Origin of the sequence: Pseudomonas sp. Root401, assembly GCF_001425105.1 — a bacterium.
Taxonomy (GTDB): domain Bacteria; phylum Pseudomonadota; class Gammaproteobacteria; order Pseudomonadales; family Pseudomonadaceae; genus Aquipseudomonas; species Aquipseudomonas brassicacearum.
Window position 1 is genome coordinate 168,931 of sequence record NZ_LMDO01000055.1, and the last position, 17,601, is coordinate 186,531.

Here is a 17,601-nt window from a genome sequence, read left to right on the forward strand (position 1 = left end):
CACTCGACAGCTCCTACAGGGCGCAGCCCAGAGGGAGCGATCTCACGGGGCCAACGGCTGCTTGCGTCCCGCCATATGCTTCAAGTAACCCACTAGCAAATCCAGCTCCGAATCCGGCAGCACCGCAGCCGAGAATCCGGGCATCTTGCCCTGGGGCCAGCGACGCAGCGCTTGCGGGTCGCGAATGTAGCGCTTGAGGAAATCCCCGGAGAAGTATTCGGTCGGGTTGAAAGGGATGTTCAGGTCAGGGCCGAACTGTGCATCGCCTGCGCCATTGAGCCGATGGCACGCCAGGCAATTTTTCTGGAACAGTTCGAAACCTTTATTGATCGGGTCGTCCTTGGCCAGGTTGGGCGCCGGCAGCAGGGCCGGGAAGCGTTCGGCCACGGCCGACAGGCGCTTGATGGTCGCCACTGCGTAGGGCCATTGCTCCGGGCTGATGTGGCCAGCCTGCGGATCGGTCCAGACCAGGTAGAAAGGCCCGGCACTGTGCTTGCCTTCCCCCAGCGATGGCCAGGGCTTGGCCGGGTCCTCGATCGCCAGCCAGGCTCGGGCGCCACTCTTGTTGAGTAATGGCGCCGCAGGCATTTCGGCAGCGAAGCCGTCCAGGGCAACAGCTTGCAGATGGTCATCCGCTTGGACGCCCGTCAACAGTGCCGTCAGCGGTACGGCTCGATAGGTCATGGGCTTCTTGTAGGAAACGTCATCAGCGATCTGGACCGTTTGAGCGTCCGGGTGCTTGAGCAGTTCTTCGGTTTGCCAGGTACGCGTGCCCGCGCCCAACTCCAGCACCAGTTGCGCGGCATAAAGGGGCGTGCTGAGCAGCAACGCCCCGAACACAATAAGAGCTTTCAAGTCGATCGCCTTCCATGTCGAGGGGGGCCGCAAAGGTTGGCACAGCCATCGCGGCTCGAACAGAGAACCCGTCACATTTTTTGGCGACACAACTAATGAATGATGCAGATGCCCTCGCGCAGGATTCAGCCAATCACCTTGGTGATATTCGGCAAAATCAACAGCAGCGTCGTGGCAAAGAGAATGAGTCCGGCTTGGCGAACTTTCGAATGTTTGAACATGGCTGACCCGCCTTTATTGTTATTTCCTAAAAGCCAGCCTGCATATCCATGGCGGCTGGCGTTGCACTTCCTGTCCGACAAGCGCCTCGGCAAAACCCGACGACTTTCTTGTACAAGGATTACATTAGGGGCCGCGGCGGTCTTGGCTTAGATCCAATTCATATCAGCTTGGTACAGGTTGCTCTAAAAAAGGTATGAGGCCTATTGCCACCTTCCTGCCGGCCCTTTTGCTAGACAGCTTGCCCTCCTGAATCGGTTAACCCGATAGCTCGCTACCGTTCGTCTGAGCGTGGCCGTCAACGCCATTGAGCGCTGTGGTCATTGAATCCGGCGCCGCTGGGCTTATGGTTGAAGGCATCGCATTACCCCGTGGTTTCGAGGACGTCATGACCCAAGCTTTGATTTTCGACGCATTACGCACGCCCCGCGGCAAGGGCAAGGCCGATGGCGCCTTGCACAGCGTCAAGCCGGTGAACCTGATGGGTGGCCTGCTCAGCGCCTTGCAGCAGCGCATGGACCTGGACACCAGCCAGGTCGATGACATCGTGCTTGGTTGCGTGACCCCGGTGGGTGAACAGGGGGCCGATATCGCCAAGACTGCTGCGCTGGTGGCCAACTGGGATGTCAGCGTGGCAGGCGTGCAACTCAATCGGTTTTGCGCCTCGGGCCTGGAGGCGGTGAACCTGGCGGCCATGAAAGTGCGTTCCGGCTTCGAAGACCTGGTGGTGGCCGGCGGCGTCGAATCCATGTCCCGGGTACCCATGGGCAGCGATGGCGGCGCATGGGCGCTGGACCCGCAATCCAACCTGCACGGTCACTTCGTTCCCCAGGGCGTCGGCGCCGACCTGATCGCCACGCTGGAAGGCTTTAGCCGTGAGGATGTCGACGGTTATGCGCTGCATTCCCAGCAAAAAGCGGCGCGTGCCCGGGCTGACGGTTCGTTCAATAGATCCCTGGTCGCCGTGCGGGACCAGAATGGCATCGTGCTGCTGGACCACGACGAATTCATCCGCGCCGACTCCACGCTCGAAGGCCTGGGCAAGCTCAAGCCAAGCTTCGAAGCCATGGGCCAGATGGGCTTCGATGGCACGGCGCTGCGGGTCTACAGCCACGTCGAACGAATCCATCACGTGCACACGCCGGGCAACAGTTCCGGCATCGTCGACGGTGCGGCGCTGATGTTGATCGGTTCCGAAGCCAAGGGGCGCGCCATGGGCCTGCAACCCCGGGCGCGGATCGTCGCCACCGCCGTCACCAGCACCGACCCGACCATCATGCTCACCGGCCCGGCGCCGGCTACCCGCAAGGCCCTGGCCAAGGCCGGGTTGCGGGTGGAGGACATCGACCTGTTCGAGGTCAACGAAGCCTTCGCCTCGGTGGTGCTCAAGTTCATCAAGGACATGGCCATCGACCCGGCCAAGGTCAACGTCAATGGCGGCTCTATCGCCATGGGGCACCCATTGGGCGCTACGGGGTGCGCAATCCTTGGCACGTTGCTCGACGAATTGGAGGTGCGTCGCCTGCGCTATGGCTTGGCGACCCTCTGTGTCGGCGGCGGCATGGGCATTGCCACCGTCATTGAACGCCTCTGAGCCCCGACTTCAAGGAACACTTTTTCATGACCGATGCCATTCGTTACGAAACCGGCCAGGACCGGATCGTCGTCCTGACCCTGGACATGCCAGGCCAGAGCGCCAACACCATGAACGCGGTGTACCGTGAGGCCATGGCCGCCTGCGTCGCCCGTTTGCAGGCTGAAAAGGACTCGATTGCCGGTGTGATCATCACCTCGGCCAAGCACACCTTCTTCGCGGGCGGTGACCTCAACGAATTGATCAAGGTCGGCAAGCCCGAGGCCAAGGCTTTCTACGACATGGTCCTGCTGCTCAAGGCCCAACTGCGTGCCCTGGAGACCCTGGGCAAACCCGTGGTGGCGGCCATCAATGGCGCGGCCCTCGGCGGTGGTTGGGAAATCTGCCTGGCCTGCCATCATCGCGTGGCCCTGGACCTGCCGTCGGTGCAACTCGGCTTGCCGGAAGTCACGCTTGGCCTGTTGCCGGGCGGTGGCGGAGTAGTGCGGATGGTGCGCCTGCTCGGTTTGGAAAAAGCCTTGCCGTATCTGCTCGAGGGCAAGAAGGTCAATGCGCAACAAGCGCTGCAGGCCGGTTTGATCGATGAGCTGGCGAAGGATCGTGACGAACTGCTGGCTAAATCCCGGGCCTGGATTCTTGCCAACCCCAGCGTCATCCAACCCTGGGATGCAAAGGGCTATCGACTGCCGGGCGGCACGCCGTCTGACCCGAAAGTTGCGCAAATGCTGGCAATCGCCCCTTCGATCCTGCGCAACAAGACCCAAGGTTGCCTGCCGGCACCGGAGAAAATCCTCTGCGCAGCGGTGGAGGGCGCCCAGGTTGATTTCGACACCGCGCACCTGATCGAAACCCGCTACTTCACCGAACTGACCACCGGCCAGGTGGCGAAGAACCTGATCGGCACCTTCTGGTTCCAGCTCAATGAGATCAAGGACGGTGTTTCTCGCCCACAGGGTTTTGCGCCTTATCTGACGAAAAAAGTCGGCGTGCTCGGCGCGGGCATGATGGGGGCGGGTATCGCCTATGTCAGCGCCGTGGCCGGCATCGCAGTGGTACTCAAGGATGTCGATCTGGCGGCGGCCGAGAAGGGCAAGGCCCGTTCGGCGGCGTTGCTGGATAAAAAGGTCGCCCGCGGCCAACTCACCGCCCAGCAGCGCGAAGCCACGCTGGCGCGGATTCACCCCACCGACAGCAACGCAGACCTGGCCGGCTGCGACCTGGTCATCGAAGCGGTGTTTGAAGATCGCGCCCTGAAAGCCAGCGTGTCGGCCGCCGCCCAGGCGGTGGTGGGCGATGATGCGGTGATCGCTTCCAACACCTCGACCTTGCCCATCACCGGCCTGGCCATGGCTGTGCCAGACCCGACGAAGTTCATCGGCCTGCACTTCTTCAGCCCGGTGGAAAAAATGCCCCTGGTGGAGATCATCAAGGGCGCGCGCACCAGCGACGCGACCCTGGCCCGGGGTTTCGATTTTGTCCTGCAGATCAACAAGACGCCGATTGTGGTCAACGACAGTCGCGGCTTCTTTACGTCACGGGTGTTCGGCACCTTTACCAACGAGGGCATCGCCATGCTCGGCGAGGGCGTGAGCGCGCCGATGATCGAGACCGAAGCGCGCAAGGCCGGGATGCCGGTCGGGCCTCTGGCGATCTCTGACGAAGTTTCCCTCAGCCTGATGAGCCATATCCGCACGCAAACCGCCAAGGACTTTCGCGCAGAAGGGAAAACGCCGATTGAGCACCCGGCGTTCGCCGTGATTGACTTGCTGCTCAACGAATACAAGCGACCGGGCAAGGCCGCCGGTGCCGGTTTCTATGAATACCCGGCCAATGGGCAAAAGTACCTGTGGCCGTCGCTCAAAAGCCGCTTCGAGAAAGCCGACGGGCAGATTTCCCCGCAGGATATCCGTGATCGCCTGCTGTTCATCCAGGCCCTGGAAACCGTACGCTGCATGGAGGAGGGGGTGCTGACTTCGACCGCTGACGTCAACGTCGGCTCGATCTTCGGCATCGGCTTCGCTGCCTGGACCGGTGGTGCGCTGCAGTTCATCAATCAATACGGCCTGCAGGACTTTGTCGGTCGCGCCCAGTATCTGGCCGAGCAATACGGCGAGCGCTTCTCACCGCCGGCCTTGCTATTGGAGAAAGCCGCCCGCCACGAACTGTTCTGACAGACCCGGGAAGGGGCTTGCCTTGGGACGGTGTTTCAGGGCAGTCTCTGGGGTGTGCAATATTCCCATCATTGTGTCAGGTATTTTTTATGTCGCTACGCATCTGCATTCTGGAAACCGATATCCTGCGTCCGGAACTGGTCGACCAATATCAGGGTTATGGGCAGATGTTCCAGCGCCTGTTTTCGCAGCAGCCCATCGCGGCCGAATTCGTCGTGTACAACGTGATGGAGGGGCATTACCCCAGCGATGACGAGCAGTTTGACGCTTATCTGGTGACCGGCAGCAAGGCTGATTCCTTCGGCGCCGACCCTTGGATTCAAACCCTCAAGACCTACCTGCTGGAGCGCTATCAGCGCGGCGATAAATTGCTCGGTGTGTGCTTTGGTCATCAACTGTTGGCGTTGTTGCTGGGCGGCAAGACCGAGCGCGCCACCCAAGGCTGGGGCGTCGGCACCCATCGCTACAAACTCGCCGCCAAGGCGCCTTGGATGAGCCCGGTGATGGAAGAATTGACCTTGCTGATCAGCCATCAGGACCAGGTCACCGAACTGCCCGAAAGCGCGACCGTCATCGCCTCCAGCGATTTCTGCCCGTTCGCCGCCTACCACATCAATGAACAGGTGCTGTGCTTCCAGGGCCACCCGGAGTTCATCCATGATTATTCCCGGGCCTTGCTGGAGATTCGCCAGCAACACCTCGGCGAGCAGATCTATAGCCAGGGTGTGGCGAGCCTGGCCCAGGAGCACCATGGCACTACGGTGGCGGAGTGGATGATGCGTTTCGTCGCTCACAAGCCGCAGGTCGAAGCCACCTAGGGCTAAAGATCACCACTCATGTGGGAGCGAGCTTGCTCCGGGCGGCGTTCCGACGATAAATCCCACACAAATCCCAGCGAAGAACGCTCGCCTACAACCACCCCGATCGCTTGAAGCTCAACCACAGCGACGAGCAGCCCACCGCAATAACCCCCAGCACCGCGAAATAGCCGTATTGCCAACTCAACTCCGGCATGTCCTGGAAGTTCATCCCATAGATCCCGGCCACGGCCGTGGGAAACGCCAGGATCGCCGCCCAAGCCGCGAACTTGCGCTGCACCACGCTCTGGCGCGAAGCTTCGAGCAGCACGCCGACTTCGATGGTCTGGCTGGCGATGTCGGCCAGGGTGGCCAGGTCTTCCATTTGCCGCGTGACATGAATCTGCACGTCGCGGAAATACGGGCTCATGTTCTTGTCGATAAAGGGGAAGTCGAGTTTCTGCAACTCTTCACTGATCTCCACCATTGGCGCCGCGTAACGGCGCAGGCGCAATACGTCGCGGCGCAAGCTGTGCAGATTCTGGATGTCCCGTTCGTTCAGGGAGCTGCACATGACATTGTGTTCCAGCTCATCGATTTCGGCGTGAATGGCTTCACCCATTGGCTGATAGTTTTCAATCACGAAATCTAGGATGGCGTAGAGGACGAAATCTTCCCCGTGCTTCAGCAAAAGCGGACGTGCCTCACAGCGCTGCCGGACATGGGCGTAGGACGCTGAGTGGCCGTTGCGAGCCGTGATGATGTAGCCCTTGCCGGCAAAGATATGGGTTTCGATGAACAGCAGCTTGCCGTCCTTGCGTATCGGCGAATACGTGACGATGAACAGCGCATCGCCAAAGGTCTCCAGCTTGGGCCGGCTGTGTTTCTCCATGGCGTCTTCGATCGCCAATTCGTGCAGGTTGAATTGACGCTGCAGGTTGGTCAGCTCCAGGGCGCTGGGCTCTTCGAGACCGATCCATACAAAATGACCAGGTTTGGCAGCCCAGGCACTGCCTTCGTCGAGGGTGATATTGGTGACTTTCTTACCGGCGCTGTAGACCGCAGCAGCAACGACTCTACCCATAATGGTGGTTCACTTCTTATTGGAAATGGCAGTGACAGGCAGCGATCAGCTTAACGCGCCCTGTAGCTTGAGAGTCAGCAAAATCTGCGGAGTTCGGCGGCAAAAGAAAACCCGCCGAGGGGGCGGGTTTTCCATTCAGACGGTTTGCAACTGCCGGTCCATTGTCGCGATGCACTCGCGCATCTGTTCACGGCATTGGGCAATGAGTCGGGGCATGTCATCCATGCTCAATCCGGCCGTAGGAATCGCCGGCAATGAACGTATGAGAATGTCACCACTGCGCCAGCGATTAAGGCGCATGTGCTTGATGTAGCTGCTCACGCACACCGGAACAATCGGTACCCCGGCGGCTATTGCCATCTGGAAGGCGCCTTTCTTGAACGGCAGCAGATCCTCGCCCAAATTGCGCGTGCCTTCTGGGAAAACCCAGATCGAGGTGTCCTCGTGCTGCAAGGTATGGGTGGTGGTCAGCATTGACTGTCGTGCCTTGATCGCGTTGCCGCGGTCGATCAGCACGTTGCCCGCCAGCCAGAACAATTGCCCGAACAGCGGCACCCATTTCAGGCTCTTCTTGCCGATGCACACGGTACGGCGCGGCACCACGTTGCCAAACATGAACAGGTCATAGTTGGATTGGTGGTTGGCGATGATGACGCAGCCGTTGGGCTTATTCACCAGCGAGTCGACTTGCGTGCGGACCCGCAGGCGCAAAATGCACATCGCCGGCAACGCATACAACCTTGCGCATAAACGGCTGTTGTCCGGGTTGAACGGCCGGCACAGCCCCAGAATCACCCCGAGCACGCCAGCCAGCACAAAATGCAGGCCCATCAACAACATACGCAATACAAACAGCATCTACAGGCCCCATCGGGACAAAAGGTGGCGCAGTGTACGGATGTGTACTGTTTTCAGCAATTGCCGCTATAGAGGTAGGAGATGGACGATGTTTAAGCGCATGTTGCGAAATAACGTGACAGAAGCGGCCTAGAGCGGTTGCGGACTTTTAAACGACGCGCATAGGAAAAAGCCCGGCTCTAGGGGAGGGCTGCATCTGTGGTGAGGGGGCTTGTTCTCGCTGGGCCTGTAGGAGCTGTCGAGTGAAACGAGGCTGCGATCTTTCCCCTAACACTTGAGTCTCAAGCGAAAGATCAAAAGATCGCAGCCTCGCTTCGCTCGACAGCTCCTACAAGCGTTAGCCCAAGTGCTCCTGATCCAGCAAAATGGCACTGTCCAGCGTATCCAGCAGAGCCTTGCGCACTTTCAGCTTGGTGTTCTTGTGGGCTGTCATGTTGATCTTCTTCAACTGACGCGCCGCTTCCAGGGCCGCGCCCTGCAGTTCTTCGGCCGACACCACCTTGTCGAGGAAACCGGCATCCACAGCGCCCTGTGGATTAAACATCTCGGCATTGATTACCGAGCGATGGAACGCCGACTTGCGCAGGCGATCACGGGCCAGCTCGATACCGGCGTGGTGCATGGTCATGCCGATCTGCACTTCGTTCAGGCCGATGCTGAACGGCCCTTCCACCCCGATGCGATAATCCGCCGAGAGCAGCAGGAACGCACCCTTGGCCACCGCATGCCCCGGGCAAGCGACAACGACAGGGAAGGGGTGCGACAACAAGCGACGGGCCAGGGTCGAGCCGGCTGTGACCAGGCTCACCGCTTCCTTGGGACCGGCGGTCATCACCTTCAGATCGTAACCACCCGACAAAATCCCCGGTTGCCCGGTAATGATCACCACCGCCCGATCCGCCGTCGCCTGGTCCAGCGCTGCATTGAACGCGGCAATCACATCCGGCGAGATGGCATTGACCTTGCCGTTGTTCAAGGTCAGGGTCGCGATACCGTCTTCGAGATGGTAGGCAATCAAGTCGCTCATGACGCTATTCCTTGTAAGAGAAGTGACGCAGACGTTACCCACCGCCGCAGGCCAGGTAAAGCGCCGTGACTGACTCACCGGTCAGCCCCTGGCCCGGCAAACAGCCTGGGCCGCCCATCCTGCTTCGCCTTCATCTATAGAGCAGCGCCTGCATAGCCCCGAAGATTGGCCGGTTTGCCATGCCCAGGCGCGTTTGAAATGCCCGACCAAGCTTAACCGCATGAAAATTCTGAAAAAAACCTTTGCCATCGGAAAAGCTTTCGACTACATTAGCGCGCCTCGACAGACTGAACAGTTTGTCGAGATACGGTGAAGTGTCCGAGTGGCTTAAGGAGCACGCCTGGAAAGTGTGTATACAGGAAACTGTATCGAGAGTTCGAATCTCTCCTTCACCGCCACATTCTACAAACACAAACCCCTGATTTTCCTAGAGAAAGTCGGGGGTTTGTGGTTTTTGGCGTCTGAAAAATAGTCTCATGGGACCACCATGGGACTGGCGCTCTATAATGGTGCGAAAAACTGCGCGTGCGGGGCGGAGCTTAGGGTGGTTTTCACGCCGAACCATCTGGCGCATATTGGGTTCCACGCTGGCCGATATGTGCATCCACGTGCCCAGCTTTAGTAACTCAACTAATGGAGCGGACCGAGATGAGCCAGCAGCAATGGAATGAGCAGGCACGCGATGTAGTGAATGCGCACGCAGAGGCGATACAGGAGTTAAAGGAATTTCAGCTTCACCTCGAAAGGGATAAAGAGGCTGACCTGTTGATGCAACTGAACGAAAAACAGATGGCGGGCGCTACCAACTACACGAATCTCATTTTGGTCGCTGGGTATGCAGGCCTGTTTGGTTTTTGGTCCACGTTGTCACCGAAACTGCCGCCCGTGCTGTACGCGCTTTGCGGGCTTTTGGGTTTACTTTCACTGATGCTCTTTATCTCATGGGAAATCGTCAAAATGATCTGGGGCAGTATCCATATGTCCAGAACAAACGCGATGATTGAGAGCATGAGGGGGCCTAAACTTTCCCAGTTGTTCCTTGCATCCACGAGGAAATTTCAAATTCGTTCACAGCGGGTGTGGTGGATCTTTTTAATCCCATCTTTGCTTAGCGGACTGGTTGCCGGCTTTCTTTTAGTGGGCTTCTTCTGTTACCAGCTATGGCAAACTTTTCAGTAGCGCACATGATGAGCAAAAAGGTGCCTCGGTGGACGCTGATGTGATTACAATCAGCCATCACTCAAGGAGAGCATCAATGAACAATGTGAACGAAGGCGCTTTATATCTGGTCAGCCTGGCCAAGCAGGTAACTAACGGTTCGGCTGTCCACCTAGCGGCCTTGAAAGCACTGGGCGAGGCCGGAGGGCCTGCTGCACAGGATTATTTGGTCAGTCTCGCTAAGCAACTCACCAATGGCTCCGCTTTGCATCTGGCAACCATAGAGGCGTTGGGAAAAGCCAGCCGCAACTGACGCCGCGTTACGAATAACGCTGCTTATGTCAAAAGCCCCCTCACCTGAGCAGGTGCGGGGGCCTTTTCGTTTGCTTCTGGAAACCAGCCCCCTAGACCGTGCGGCCACACCCTGCAATAGGGTGCGCACTTGGGCCAATCTGAAAAGCCGTAGAATTATTACCCTGACAGAATTTTGCAGCGCGGTTTGTGGGGGGGGGTATAACGCGTCACGTCGGAAACTGCAGGCAAAAAAAACCGCCCTAGGAAGGCGGTTTTTTGTGCCAGTTCGGTTAGGGGCCGTGCTGGCTCGCTCACAGGGAACGCTTGGTGTGGGCAAGAGAGTACAAGCTGGTGCCGACCCGCGCAATAATTAACGATTAGCGGTGTAGTTGATGAGCGTGGAAAGCCGTGGCAGGCGAGGGGTAGTGGGTTTTTTATGTTTTTTAAACAAAAAAATCACCGTTCCCAAAAAAGAAAAAAAAATTTTATGCTGTCAAGGCCCCGTAAACCCTCGTTCTGAGCGGAAGTTGACTCCTTTGCGACAGCTCAATGGGCAAGCTCGCCCCACTTTGGTTGGAAATTGCCGGTAACATCAGGCCAGTTTCGCGTTCTTTGCCAGTCGGAGTTTATGGCTTTGAACGTGATTCTCATCCTCTCAACACGGGCCTAGGAATCTGTGCCGGCTGAAAATCGAGAGGCCATCGGCTTAGCCATCTCACAGGGAACGCTTGGTGTGTTCCGAGAGGCGTGCGTGTTCCGGGATAAGCGCGCTGGAGGTGGTCCAACTACGGGAGGACCTAGCATGTTGAAGCATTTGAGACATGCTTGGGATTTCGTGGTGGTTTGTGTACGTGTGCATCACGTCTTTGAACTGCTGCGAGATCACTTCAAAAGTCAGTAATGCCTGAGAAGTGTGCCGCTTCGGCTTCGGCCGAAGCGGTTTTTTTCCAAAAGTCCCCGTCAATGGGGAGCTCGCGTGTGGTCTTCAATGGGGACTTGATAGCTTTGAGCTGGGCGAAGCCTTGGAACAGGACGTTGGCCCCGCTTCGGGCATTTCTGGATTCAGTGTGGAGCTGTAACTGGTGAAAGCTTCAAGGCCAGTTGCAACATCCCCACCACATCCGGCCCATCCTCATTAATCCACGTCCCATAGTGCTGCCGAATCATATTCCCGTTGGTATGCCCCATCTGTTCGGCAATCCAGTCAATCGAAGCTACGCCCGTGGTCAGCAACTGGCTGGCGTAGGTATGCCTACACTGGCCTGGCCCGCGATAACGAACCCCGGCAGCATTCAAATGAGCTTTAAAAAAACGATCCCGGACGACAAAGTCACTGACATGTGGCAGACCGCTTTTGGTGTTCAGGAACACAAAGTGCAGCTTATGCTGTCGCACCGTCTTGTTGTCCCGCTCAACGACATCGACCGTCTGCGCCTTTTTTGCCGGATTCATCGCATCGATCTTGCGTAGCGCATCCCAAGCCGGCTCTAGAAGTCGCACCTTCCGAGTCGAGCGCCGTGTTTTCGTGACCCGATAAGCCCCTCGCACCTTAGAGCGACGAAACGTCACCGTCCCATGCTGTAAATCGACATCCTCCCAAGCCAACGCAATTGTTTCCGATACCCGCGGCCCTGCCCAAATCATGAACTGAATCATCAGCAGCTCTTGCGTCCGATTGGTTGTCGTTTCAAGGATCTGCTTGATCTCCGCCCTGGTGAACGGGTCCGGTGCTTCAGGATCCGGCAAGCGCACAAACAACCCCTCGGTCGGATCATGCGCAACCTTCTTGCGAGTCCGATAAAGCCGAAAGACCTGTCGCACATTGCTGATGATGTCCCGAATGGTCTTGTTCTTCAGTCGCTTCGACAACGTGTCCTGCACCCACTCCTGTAAGTCCAGATGATCGATCTGGTCGATCTGAACCTTGCCCCAGCGTGGCCGGACATGCACTTCTGCTTTATTGGCATAGCCCCGATAGGAGGTGGCGGCAACGCTGTTACTTTTGATCTTCAGCCATAGATCAAGGTAGTGGCCGAACGTGTTCTCGACCAGGCTGGCTGAGTTGGGAAAGTGCCGACTGTAATTGAAGGTGCCAGCCTCTATCTCGTATTGAATGATATTGACCAGACGCTGCGCTTGCTCCCGGTTGGCCGCTGTGTTTCCCCCCGGTATGAGTTCCCGGCACCGCTTCCCATTGAAACGAAAATAGACTCGTATGGAATTGCCTCGAGCCTCTACTCCTTGTGTCATGTGCGTCCCCTTTGCAACGTATCGAGGAAGGGCCCATTGACGGGCCTTTCCGTATTGCGTTCGTTTTCGGGCTCGGTGTTAAAGATCATTCCTGGCGAAGTAACCACCAAACACTGGCGCTCTTTTTAGGTCCGGAGGTGACACCGGATCGTGCCTCTTCGGCCCGACGTCGCTCGTTAATGGACTGCCGGGCCTTACTGCACTTGTAATGGTTACCGTGGACTCGGTATTTCCCGCATTGATCGCAGAACCCCGTCAGGTCGAGATTCCAAGGAAAGGATTTGCCATTGTTCATCGCGCCAACTCCTTGCAACCGACGCCTTCGGAGTCATGAAATACAGCGATACCGCATGTCCTGTTTAGGGCGACGTAGGAAACGTCATCATCGAATTCCAGCGCGTTCGTGCTAGTCTCCCCGGCGCTGCTGCTTGGGTTCCGTGCTTGCATGGTGCTGCTCCTTGGTAGTGGTCGGTATCGGGGAGTTGCCGCTCCTCGACACCATCTTTCAGGCCTCGGCCTGGTCTTGCATGATGATTGCTACGACTTCGTTCCTGTTTTCATACCCATCGATTCCGCAGTTCCTCCCAAATCTCATCGCCATTTTCGAAGTACCGATGCACTTCTCGTTCGGTCGTGTGATCGAGCCGCAAGACGGCGATGCAGTCATCGAAAAGGGCCGCATCGAGTCGACGCAGTTCGGTCATGTCGAAGGGGTAGTCCTGGCCGTTGTAAAGCCCGAGCAAGAAGCGCCCTATGACGCCACTCTGTCCCGAATAGCCTTGAGCGGCAGGCATCAATCGGTGTAGCGCCTCAATACCCGCCAGGCGAATAGTTGGAAGGGCTTTCTCGTATCGAAAAATTTCCTCAAACGCTTCGCTGAGTCGATCTGGTGACATGGTCTTGCTCCTTTGATGTTGTCCAGGCAGTACGCGCCCGGTGGTGGTTACAAACGGTGCTTCTTAGGCGTTCTGGAAGGTCCAGCACCGCACGGTGGTAGATTTCCTAGCCATCGCGTTATTGGCTGCCTGGGCCGCTCGAACGGCGCTGTAGGTGGCCTTGTTCACCTCAAGAAGTTTGCGGCTGCGGCTATTGACCAACAGCGTGCGCAGGGTCTTGAGATCCGCGAGGTTCTGCCGGTGATCGCTGGCTTTTTCGGCGAAGTCATTGAGGTTGATGGCGATGAGTTTCGGGTCGATGCTGTGATTGACTTGCGGCCCTTCGCCGAGGCTTTCCAGGTACTCGTAAACATCCCAAAACTCGGCAACCAATGGGTGGTCAGCACTGATCGCCGACTGACGTTCCAAAGCCATGGCGGTCAGCGCCTGATGGGTCGTGACGCGCTGGTTTTCATCCAGCGGACAGATCAAACAAAGACAGTCCACCAGCGCCATGATCTGGCTGTGGTTCTTAATGATCCGCTCCACACGGATCTCCTTGAGCTGGCGCAGACGCTGCTCATGCACCGCCACGCGCTCGGCAAACTTCGCCATGACCTGGCCTTCAGCTCGCACAGCCATCAGCAGAAAGTGACTGAGCTGTTCCACTGGGATCAAATTCAGATTGTCCGCAGCGGCACGGCTCTCGGTGGTCACAGCAGGGCGAGCAAAGTGAGTTTTGATAATCCGCGTCAGGATCGCCTCCGAAGCGCTGACGTCGGCGTTCTGGCTGATGGCGACGACACCTCGAAACGGCGGTTCGTAGGTTTCGTTACCACTGGTTTTCATACCACGGGTGCCGAGGGTGCCGCCGCCGAAGAAGTCTTTCAGCTCGTCCCAGTCGAAACCCTTGGCATGCGCTTTGTCCGGCTCGTTGCGGTCGCCCTCGATCAACACCACCGGCATGTTGGACACTTGACCCATGGCCCGCTGGCGGCCGGCACGTGTTGATTTCGACGGGTCGAAACCTTCGTGCTCTCGGCCCAGTAGCTTCCAGAGAAAAGTCAGAAGCGTCGTTTTGCCGGCACCGGCCTCGCCCGTGACTTCCAGGAAAGGAAACGACTTGTACTGTGCGCGAATCTGTTCGGCGAACAACGAGCCAAACCAGAACGCCAACGCGACGATTCCCTTAGCGCCAAAACATGTCCAAAGCATGGGTAGCCAGTCGTTTCGGTAGTGCTTGGCATCACGCTGGATGTGCATCGCAATCGACTTCTGCAGCGTCTTGAGCCGCAGCTTGTCGAACTCAAAAAAGTCTTCTTTGTTGACCTGGCTGACGATGCCATTTCGCACGGCAATATCGCCGAACACATAGGCGCCGTGCTCTTTGCTGTAGCCCACATAATCGATGGTCTCTACAGTTTTCAGCCCATAGAGCTGGTCCTTCATGATCTTGTCGAGCTGCTGCCCGCTGCCGGTGAACACCGCACCGGCCGCCATGCTGAGCAAGCGCTTCTTGAACTCGCTGGCGGCAGCGACCTGGCCTCCAGTGAAAGTGTTTTTTACGCTGCCGCCGTCATGAGGAAAGTCCACCCGAAAGTAGTACCAGGACTCGTCGGTTACCTCGTTGCGTTGGAAGTACAGCGCCTGGGGATAGCAGTTGGCGATTTCGACGACACCACCGCATTGGCGCAGCGCCTTGTCACGACGTTGTTTATCGTTAAGCAGCTGGTCTTCGTGGCGCTCCGACGACTCCAATGCCTGCATGGCTTTGTTGAACTTATCCAAGTCCATCTTGAACCAGTACAGCCGACTCTCGAACCCGAAGTGAAACTCAAAACGCTCTCGCCATTCGTACATCAGCACGCCTTTCTCGGTCGCGCTTTCGGCAATCAGAAGCGAGCCGTGGTAGCGGGCAGTAGCCAAGTCTCTTTTGATTTGCTCGGTACGCTGGGGCTCGTCATCTATAAAGGCCCAGCGCTGATGCAGGTCATTCCAGTCAACTTTGCGGCTGTCAGGCTGAGGGACCTGCGCTGCTTCACATTCGTAGCCCAAGGCACGGGCCTGTCGCACCCATTGCCTGGTGTATTTGTGCGCACCGGGCTCGTTGTCCAGCGCCCAGACCAACTTGGGCAATCTGCCGCCGCGCAGTCGTGCCAGCTCTCTCAACGACTCTTCGGGAAAGGCGTTGGACGACATAGACGACACCGCTGCAATGTCGTTATGCACCAGAGCGATAGCGTCGAAGATCCCCTCGACAATCCACAGCTCTGCGACCTCCAGCAATTCGACGCAAGGCGGACACCACCAAACGCCGCGAGGACTCTCGCCAGGCTTGAACCGAGCTTTCATCTTGCCGAAGCGGTGCGGACGATCGATCAGACGTTCCCAATATCCCCCTTTGTCCAGGGCGAAGCGGACCGTAGCGCTGCCTTCGTTTAGCTCTCTGGAATAGTAGGACTCTTGGCTAAACCAGCCCTGAATCAGCTCAAGACGAAACCCACGGGCAAACTCCAGATAAGCTCGAGCTGTTGCGTTGGGATATTGATCGCAGGAGGGCGCTCGACGGCTCCAGTCATCGAACAAGTCCTCATACAGCTCCTTAACGTGCCAGCGTTTTGCGCATTTGCTCTCGCGACCGCAAATGATCAGCCACGGTTTCGAAACCCGGGTATAGAGCTCTTTTTGCCCACAGGCTGGGCACTTGCCGCCGCGCCAATAGACGTCGCTGTGCCGCGCCTTGAATCCGTAATCGTCCTTGAGCCGTTGAAGCACTTCAGCTCGTAGCGTTTCTGACTGTTCCATGTCGCACCAACTGATGGGCAATACAAGCCCAGCCCTACGGTCGAGTAGGGTTGAGTCAATGATTAAGGGTTAAAGCGAGGTGGGGTGGTTGAGGCCGGACGCCGCGTGATGCTCAGTCCAGGCTAACTGCGCCAGTTTCGTCGCAATGCCGGACGGCACCTCAAGTGCAACGATCAGATGGCGGATACAGTTTTTGAACAATTGATCGCCATCGGCTAAATGTTCTGCTTGGTGTCGAGCTAGATAGGCAAGGGCGGCCTGCTGCATGCTGCTGCGGTAATCAAGCGAAATGGGCTGGGTATCGTTCATTCAGTCCGCTCCATCCTTGAGTGGGGTAATAGTTCGAGTTGAGCGACATTCGTTGTCATCGCCTCACGACGTAGCGCGACGTCGGCCAAAGGTAACTTGACCGAAGGGTTGGCCATCCCGCTGGGGCTCATCTCGTGTGTCATTTCAAACTCGGCGCGAACAGACCAACCGCACGCCTCGTTAGTGCATTGCAAGTAAGCAATGCGAAGAAAAATATGCGTGCCTTCACTGGTGCGTATGCGCATCCGTGACTGGCAATGAGGGCAGACCAATTTGTAAGTGCTCACGGCGGCGTCCTTGCGCTACGGCTGATGGGATGACAGTTGCCGGCACAGTGCCGACCTTGATGCCCAATAACACCGCGGCCCGATGGGCTTCGCCGCGGCGTCCTTTCTTCCGGCCATTGAGCAGGTCGCTGACCAGGTTGCTGTTCAGCGCGTTCTGACGAGAGAACTCCGCAATGCTGATACCTTTTCGATCAAGCATCGCTCGGGCTTGCTCGGGTGTGAGAGGGGCGGGCATAGTGTCCATTCGTGGGCATCCGTGTTGATTTGGTGCAATTATGCCCAAAGATTTGTGCCTGTAAAGGGTGAAAGTTTGAAAAGTTGTGCATCTGAAAATGACATGGACGTTGGCGTGGGTGAACGCTTGCGTGAGGAACGGACGCGGCTTGGGCTCAACCAGGAGGCCTTTGCGCAACTGGGTGGCATCACCCGCAATACCCAAGGCAGCTATGAAAAAGGTGAGCGAAACCCTGATTCCGTCTACCTTACAGCGGTGCTGAAGGCTGGTGTCGATGTCCCGTATGTCTTGACGGGAAGGCGGACGCAACGTGCGCTCGAAGGCTTGAACGAGGCCGAAGAAGCGCTGCTGCACCAGTTCAGGACTTTGTCTGACTATGACCAAAAAGCTGTGCATCGCATCATTAGCGCGATGGCTGAAGCTCCCGGCCTTTCCCGCGTCGAGAAATAACTGGTTGTATTTAAACGATTCGTTACGACGAATTTCGGTTTTGATTTCCCACACGCCTAAGTAACGTTGCGCGCGCAATGCACTTAATGGAGTAGTGGGCATGTTGGATCAGGATGAGAAAAAGAACATTGGCGTGAAGAAGAACGACCGCGAAAATTCTGAGCTAACACGAGATGAGTGGAATCTTCTTACATGGTATCGAGAGTCGTCTGATACAGATCGAGGGTATATAAGACACGTGGCGAAGGCTCTGGCTTGCGCTTCATGATTTAAATTTCTCCAACGCCTAATTGGGCGCTTTATCAACCGATGTCGTAGTTGAAACTGGTAAGG

Annotated in this window: 15 protein-coding genes, 1 tRNA gene and 1 pseudogene; 7 read left to right on the forward strand and 10 right to left on the reverse strand. The window is 57.3% G+C overall.

Translation table 11 applies throughout. From position 1 onward, the window contains the following. Positions 1 to 42: 42 nt before the first annotated feature. Positions 43 to 855 carry a c-type cytochrome gene (locus tag ASC85_RS26925; protein ID WP_057452055.1) on the reverse strand — a complete coding sequence of 271 codons (813 nt, stop codon included), beginning with the start codon at positions 853 to 855 and terminating at the stop codon, positions 43 to 45. Positions 856 to 1,462: 607 nt separating this feature from the next. On the opposite strand from ASC85_RS26925, the gene ASC85_RS26930 reads away from it, so the two are divergent. The 3 genes from ASC85_RS26930 to ASC85_RS26940 all read left to right on the forward strand — a co-directional run bounded on the left by ASC85_RS26930 (position 1,463) and on the right by ASC85_RS26940 (position 5,657). Further along, entirely contained in the window at positions 1,463 to 2,668 is a 1,206-nt protein-coding gene (locus tag ASC85_RS26930) for an acetyl-CoA C-acetyltransferase (RefSeq protein WP_057452111.1), read from the forward strand. A gap of 26 nt (positions 2,669 to 2,694) precedes the next feature. After that, positions 2,695 to 4,839: a 3-hydroxyacyl-CoA dehydrogenase NAD-binding domain-containing protein gene (locus tag ASC85_RS26935; RefSeq protein ID WP_057452056.1), complete on the forward strand. Its 2,145-nt coding sequence runs from the start codon at positions 2,695 to 2,697 to the stop codon at positions 4,837 to 4,839. Between the two features lie 89 nt (positions 4,840 to 4,928). Further along, positions 4,929 to 5,657, forward strand: a complete 729-nt coding sequence (locus ASC85_RS26940; RefSeq protein WP_057452057.1) for an amidotransferase — start codon at positions 4,929 to 4,931, stop codon at positions 5,655 to 5,657. Between the two features lie 91 nt (positions 5,658 to 5,748). Here the strand turns inward: ASC85_RS26940 and ASC85_RS26945 are convergent, their stop codons facing one another. The 3 genes from ASC85_RS26945 to ASC85_RS26955 all read right to left on the reverse strand — a co-directional run bounded on the left by ASC85_RS26945 (position 5,749) and on the right by ASC85_RS26955 (position 8,605). Beyond that, complete coding sequence (locus ASC85_RS26945; RefSeq protein WP_014339460.1) at positions 5,749 to 6,720, reverse strand: magnesium and cobalt transport protein CorA; 972 nt, start codon at positions 6,718 to 6,720, stop codon at positions 5,749 to 5,751. 135 nt (positions 6,721 to 6,855) lie between these two features. After that, the gene (locus ASC85_RS26950; protein WP_057452058.1) at positions 6,856 to 7,578 is read right to left on the reverse strand and encodes a 1-acylglycerol-3-phosphate O-acyltransferase; all 723 of its coding nucleotides are present in this window, start codon (positions 7,576 to 7,578) and stop codon (positions 6,856 to 6,858) included. Between the two features lie 337 nt (positions 7,579 to 7,915). Then, complete coding sequence (locus ASC85_RS26955) at positions 7,916 to 8,605, reverse strand: crotonase/enoyl-CoA hydratase family protein (RefSeq protein WP_013693979.1); 690 nt, start codon at positions 8,603 to 8,605, stop codon at positions 7,916 to 7,918. A gap of 308 nt (positions 8,606 to 8,913) precedes the next feature. On the opposite strand from ASC85_RS26955, the gene ASC85_RS26960 reads away from it, so the two are divergent. The 3 genes from ASC85_RS26960 to ASC85_RS26970 all read left to right on the forward strand — a co-directional run bounded on the left by ASC85_RS26960 (position 8,914) and on the right by ASC85_RS26970 (position 10,076). Then, a tRNA-Ser gene (locus ASC85_RS26960) sits at positions 8,914 to 9,003 on the forward strand. A 250-nt stretch (positions 9,004 to 9,253) separates the two neighbouring features. After that, positions 9,254 to 9,784 carry a hypothetical protein gene (locus tag ASC85_RS32395; RefSeq protein ID WP_156395716.1) on the forward strand — a complete coding sequence of 177 codons (531 nt, stop codon included), beginning with the start codon at positions 9,254 to 9,256 and terminating at the stop codon, positions 9,782 to 9,784. Positions 9,785 to 9,860: 76 nt separating this feature from the next. Next, a complete protein-coding gene (locus tag ASC85_RS26970) occupies positions 9,861 to 10,076 on the forward strand; it encodes a hypothetical protein (protein ID WP_057452059.1) in 216 nt (71 codons plus the stop codon). A 1,043-nt stretch (positions 10,077 to 11,119) separates the two neighbouring features. Here ASC85_RS26970 and ASC85_RS26975 read toward each other — a convergent pair. The 6 genes and pseudogenes from ASC85_RS26975 to ASC85_RS33330 form a co-directional block, all read right to left on the reverse strand. Beyond that, positions 11,120 to 12,307 (reverse strand): Arm DNA-binding domain-containing protein, encoded by a 1,188-nt coding sequence (locus ASC85_RS26975; protein WP_057452060.1) that lies wholly within the window; start codon positions 12,305 to 12,307, stop codon positions 11,120 to 11,122. Positions 12,308 to 12,864: 557 nt separating this feature from the next. Further along, a complete protein-coding gene (locus ASC85_RS26980) occupies positions 12,865 to 13,203 on the reverse strand; it encodes a DUF7673 family protein (protein ID WP_057452061.1) in 339 nt (112 codons plus the stop codon). A gap of 63 nt (positions 13,204 to 13,266) precedes the next feature. Continuing rightward, positions 13,267 to 15,987 carry a toprim domain-containing protein gene (locus ASC85_RS26985; protein ID WP_177343183.1) on the reverse strand — a complete coding sequence of 907 codons (2,721 nt, stop codon included), beginning with the start codon at positions 15,985 to 15,987 and terminating at the stop codon, positions 13,267 to 13,269. Positions 15,988 to 16,056: 69 nt separating this feature from the next. Then, positions 16,057 to 16,296 carry a hypothetical protein gene (locus ASC85_RS26990; protein ID WP_057452062.1) on the reverse strand — a complete coding sequence of 80 codons (240 nt, stop codon included), beginning with the start codon at positions 16,294 to 16,296 and terminating at the stop codon, positions 16,057 to 16,059. Beyond that, positions 16,293 to 16,583: an ogr/Delta-like zinc finger family protein gene (locus ASC85_RS31795; RefSeq protein ID WP_072344114.1), complete on the reverse strand. Its 291-nt coding sequence runs from the start codon at positions 16,581 to 16,583 to the stop codon at positions 16,293 to 16,295. The genes ASC85_RS26990 and ASC85_RS31795 overlap by 4 nt, the downstream gene beginning before the upstream one ends. 43 nt (positions 16,584 to 16,626) lie before the next feature. Beyond that, positions 16,627 to 16,818, reverse strand: a pseudogene (locus ASC85_RS33330) (DNA-binding protein); the annotation flags it as partial. Between the two features lie 102 nt (positions 16,819 to 16,920). Between ASC85_RS33330 and ASC85_RS27000 the strand changes: the two are divergent. After that, complete coding sequence (locus tag ASC85_RS27000; protein WP_057452063.1) at positions 16,921 to 17,268, forward strand: helix-turn-helix domain-containing protein; 348 nt, start codon at positions 16,921 to 16,923, stop codon at positions 17,266 to 17,268. Positions 17,269 to 17,601 lie beyond the last annotated feature (333 nt).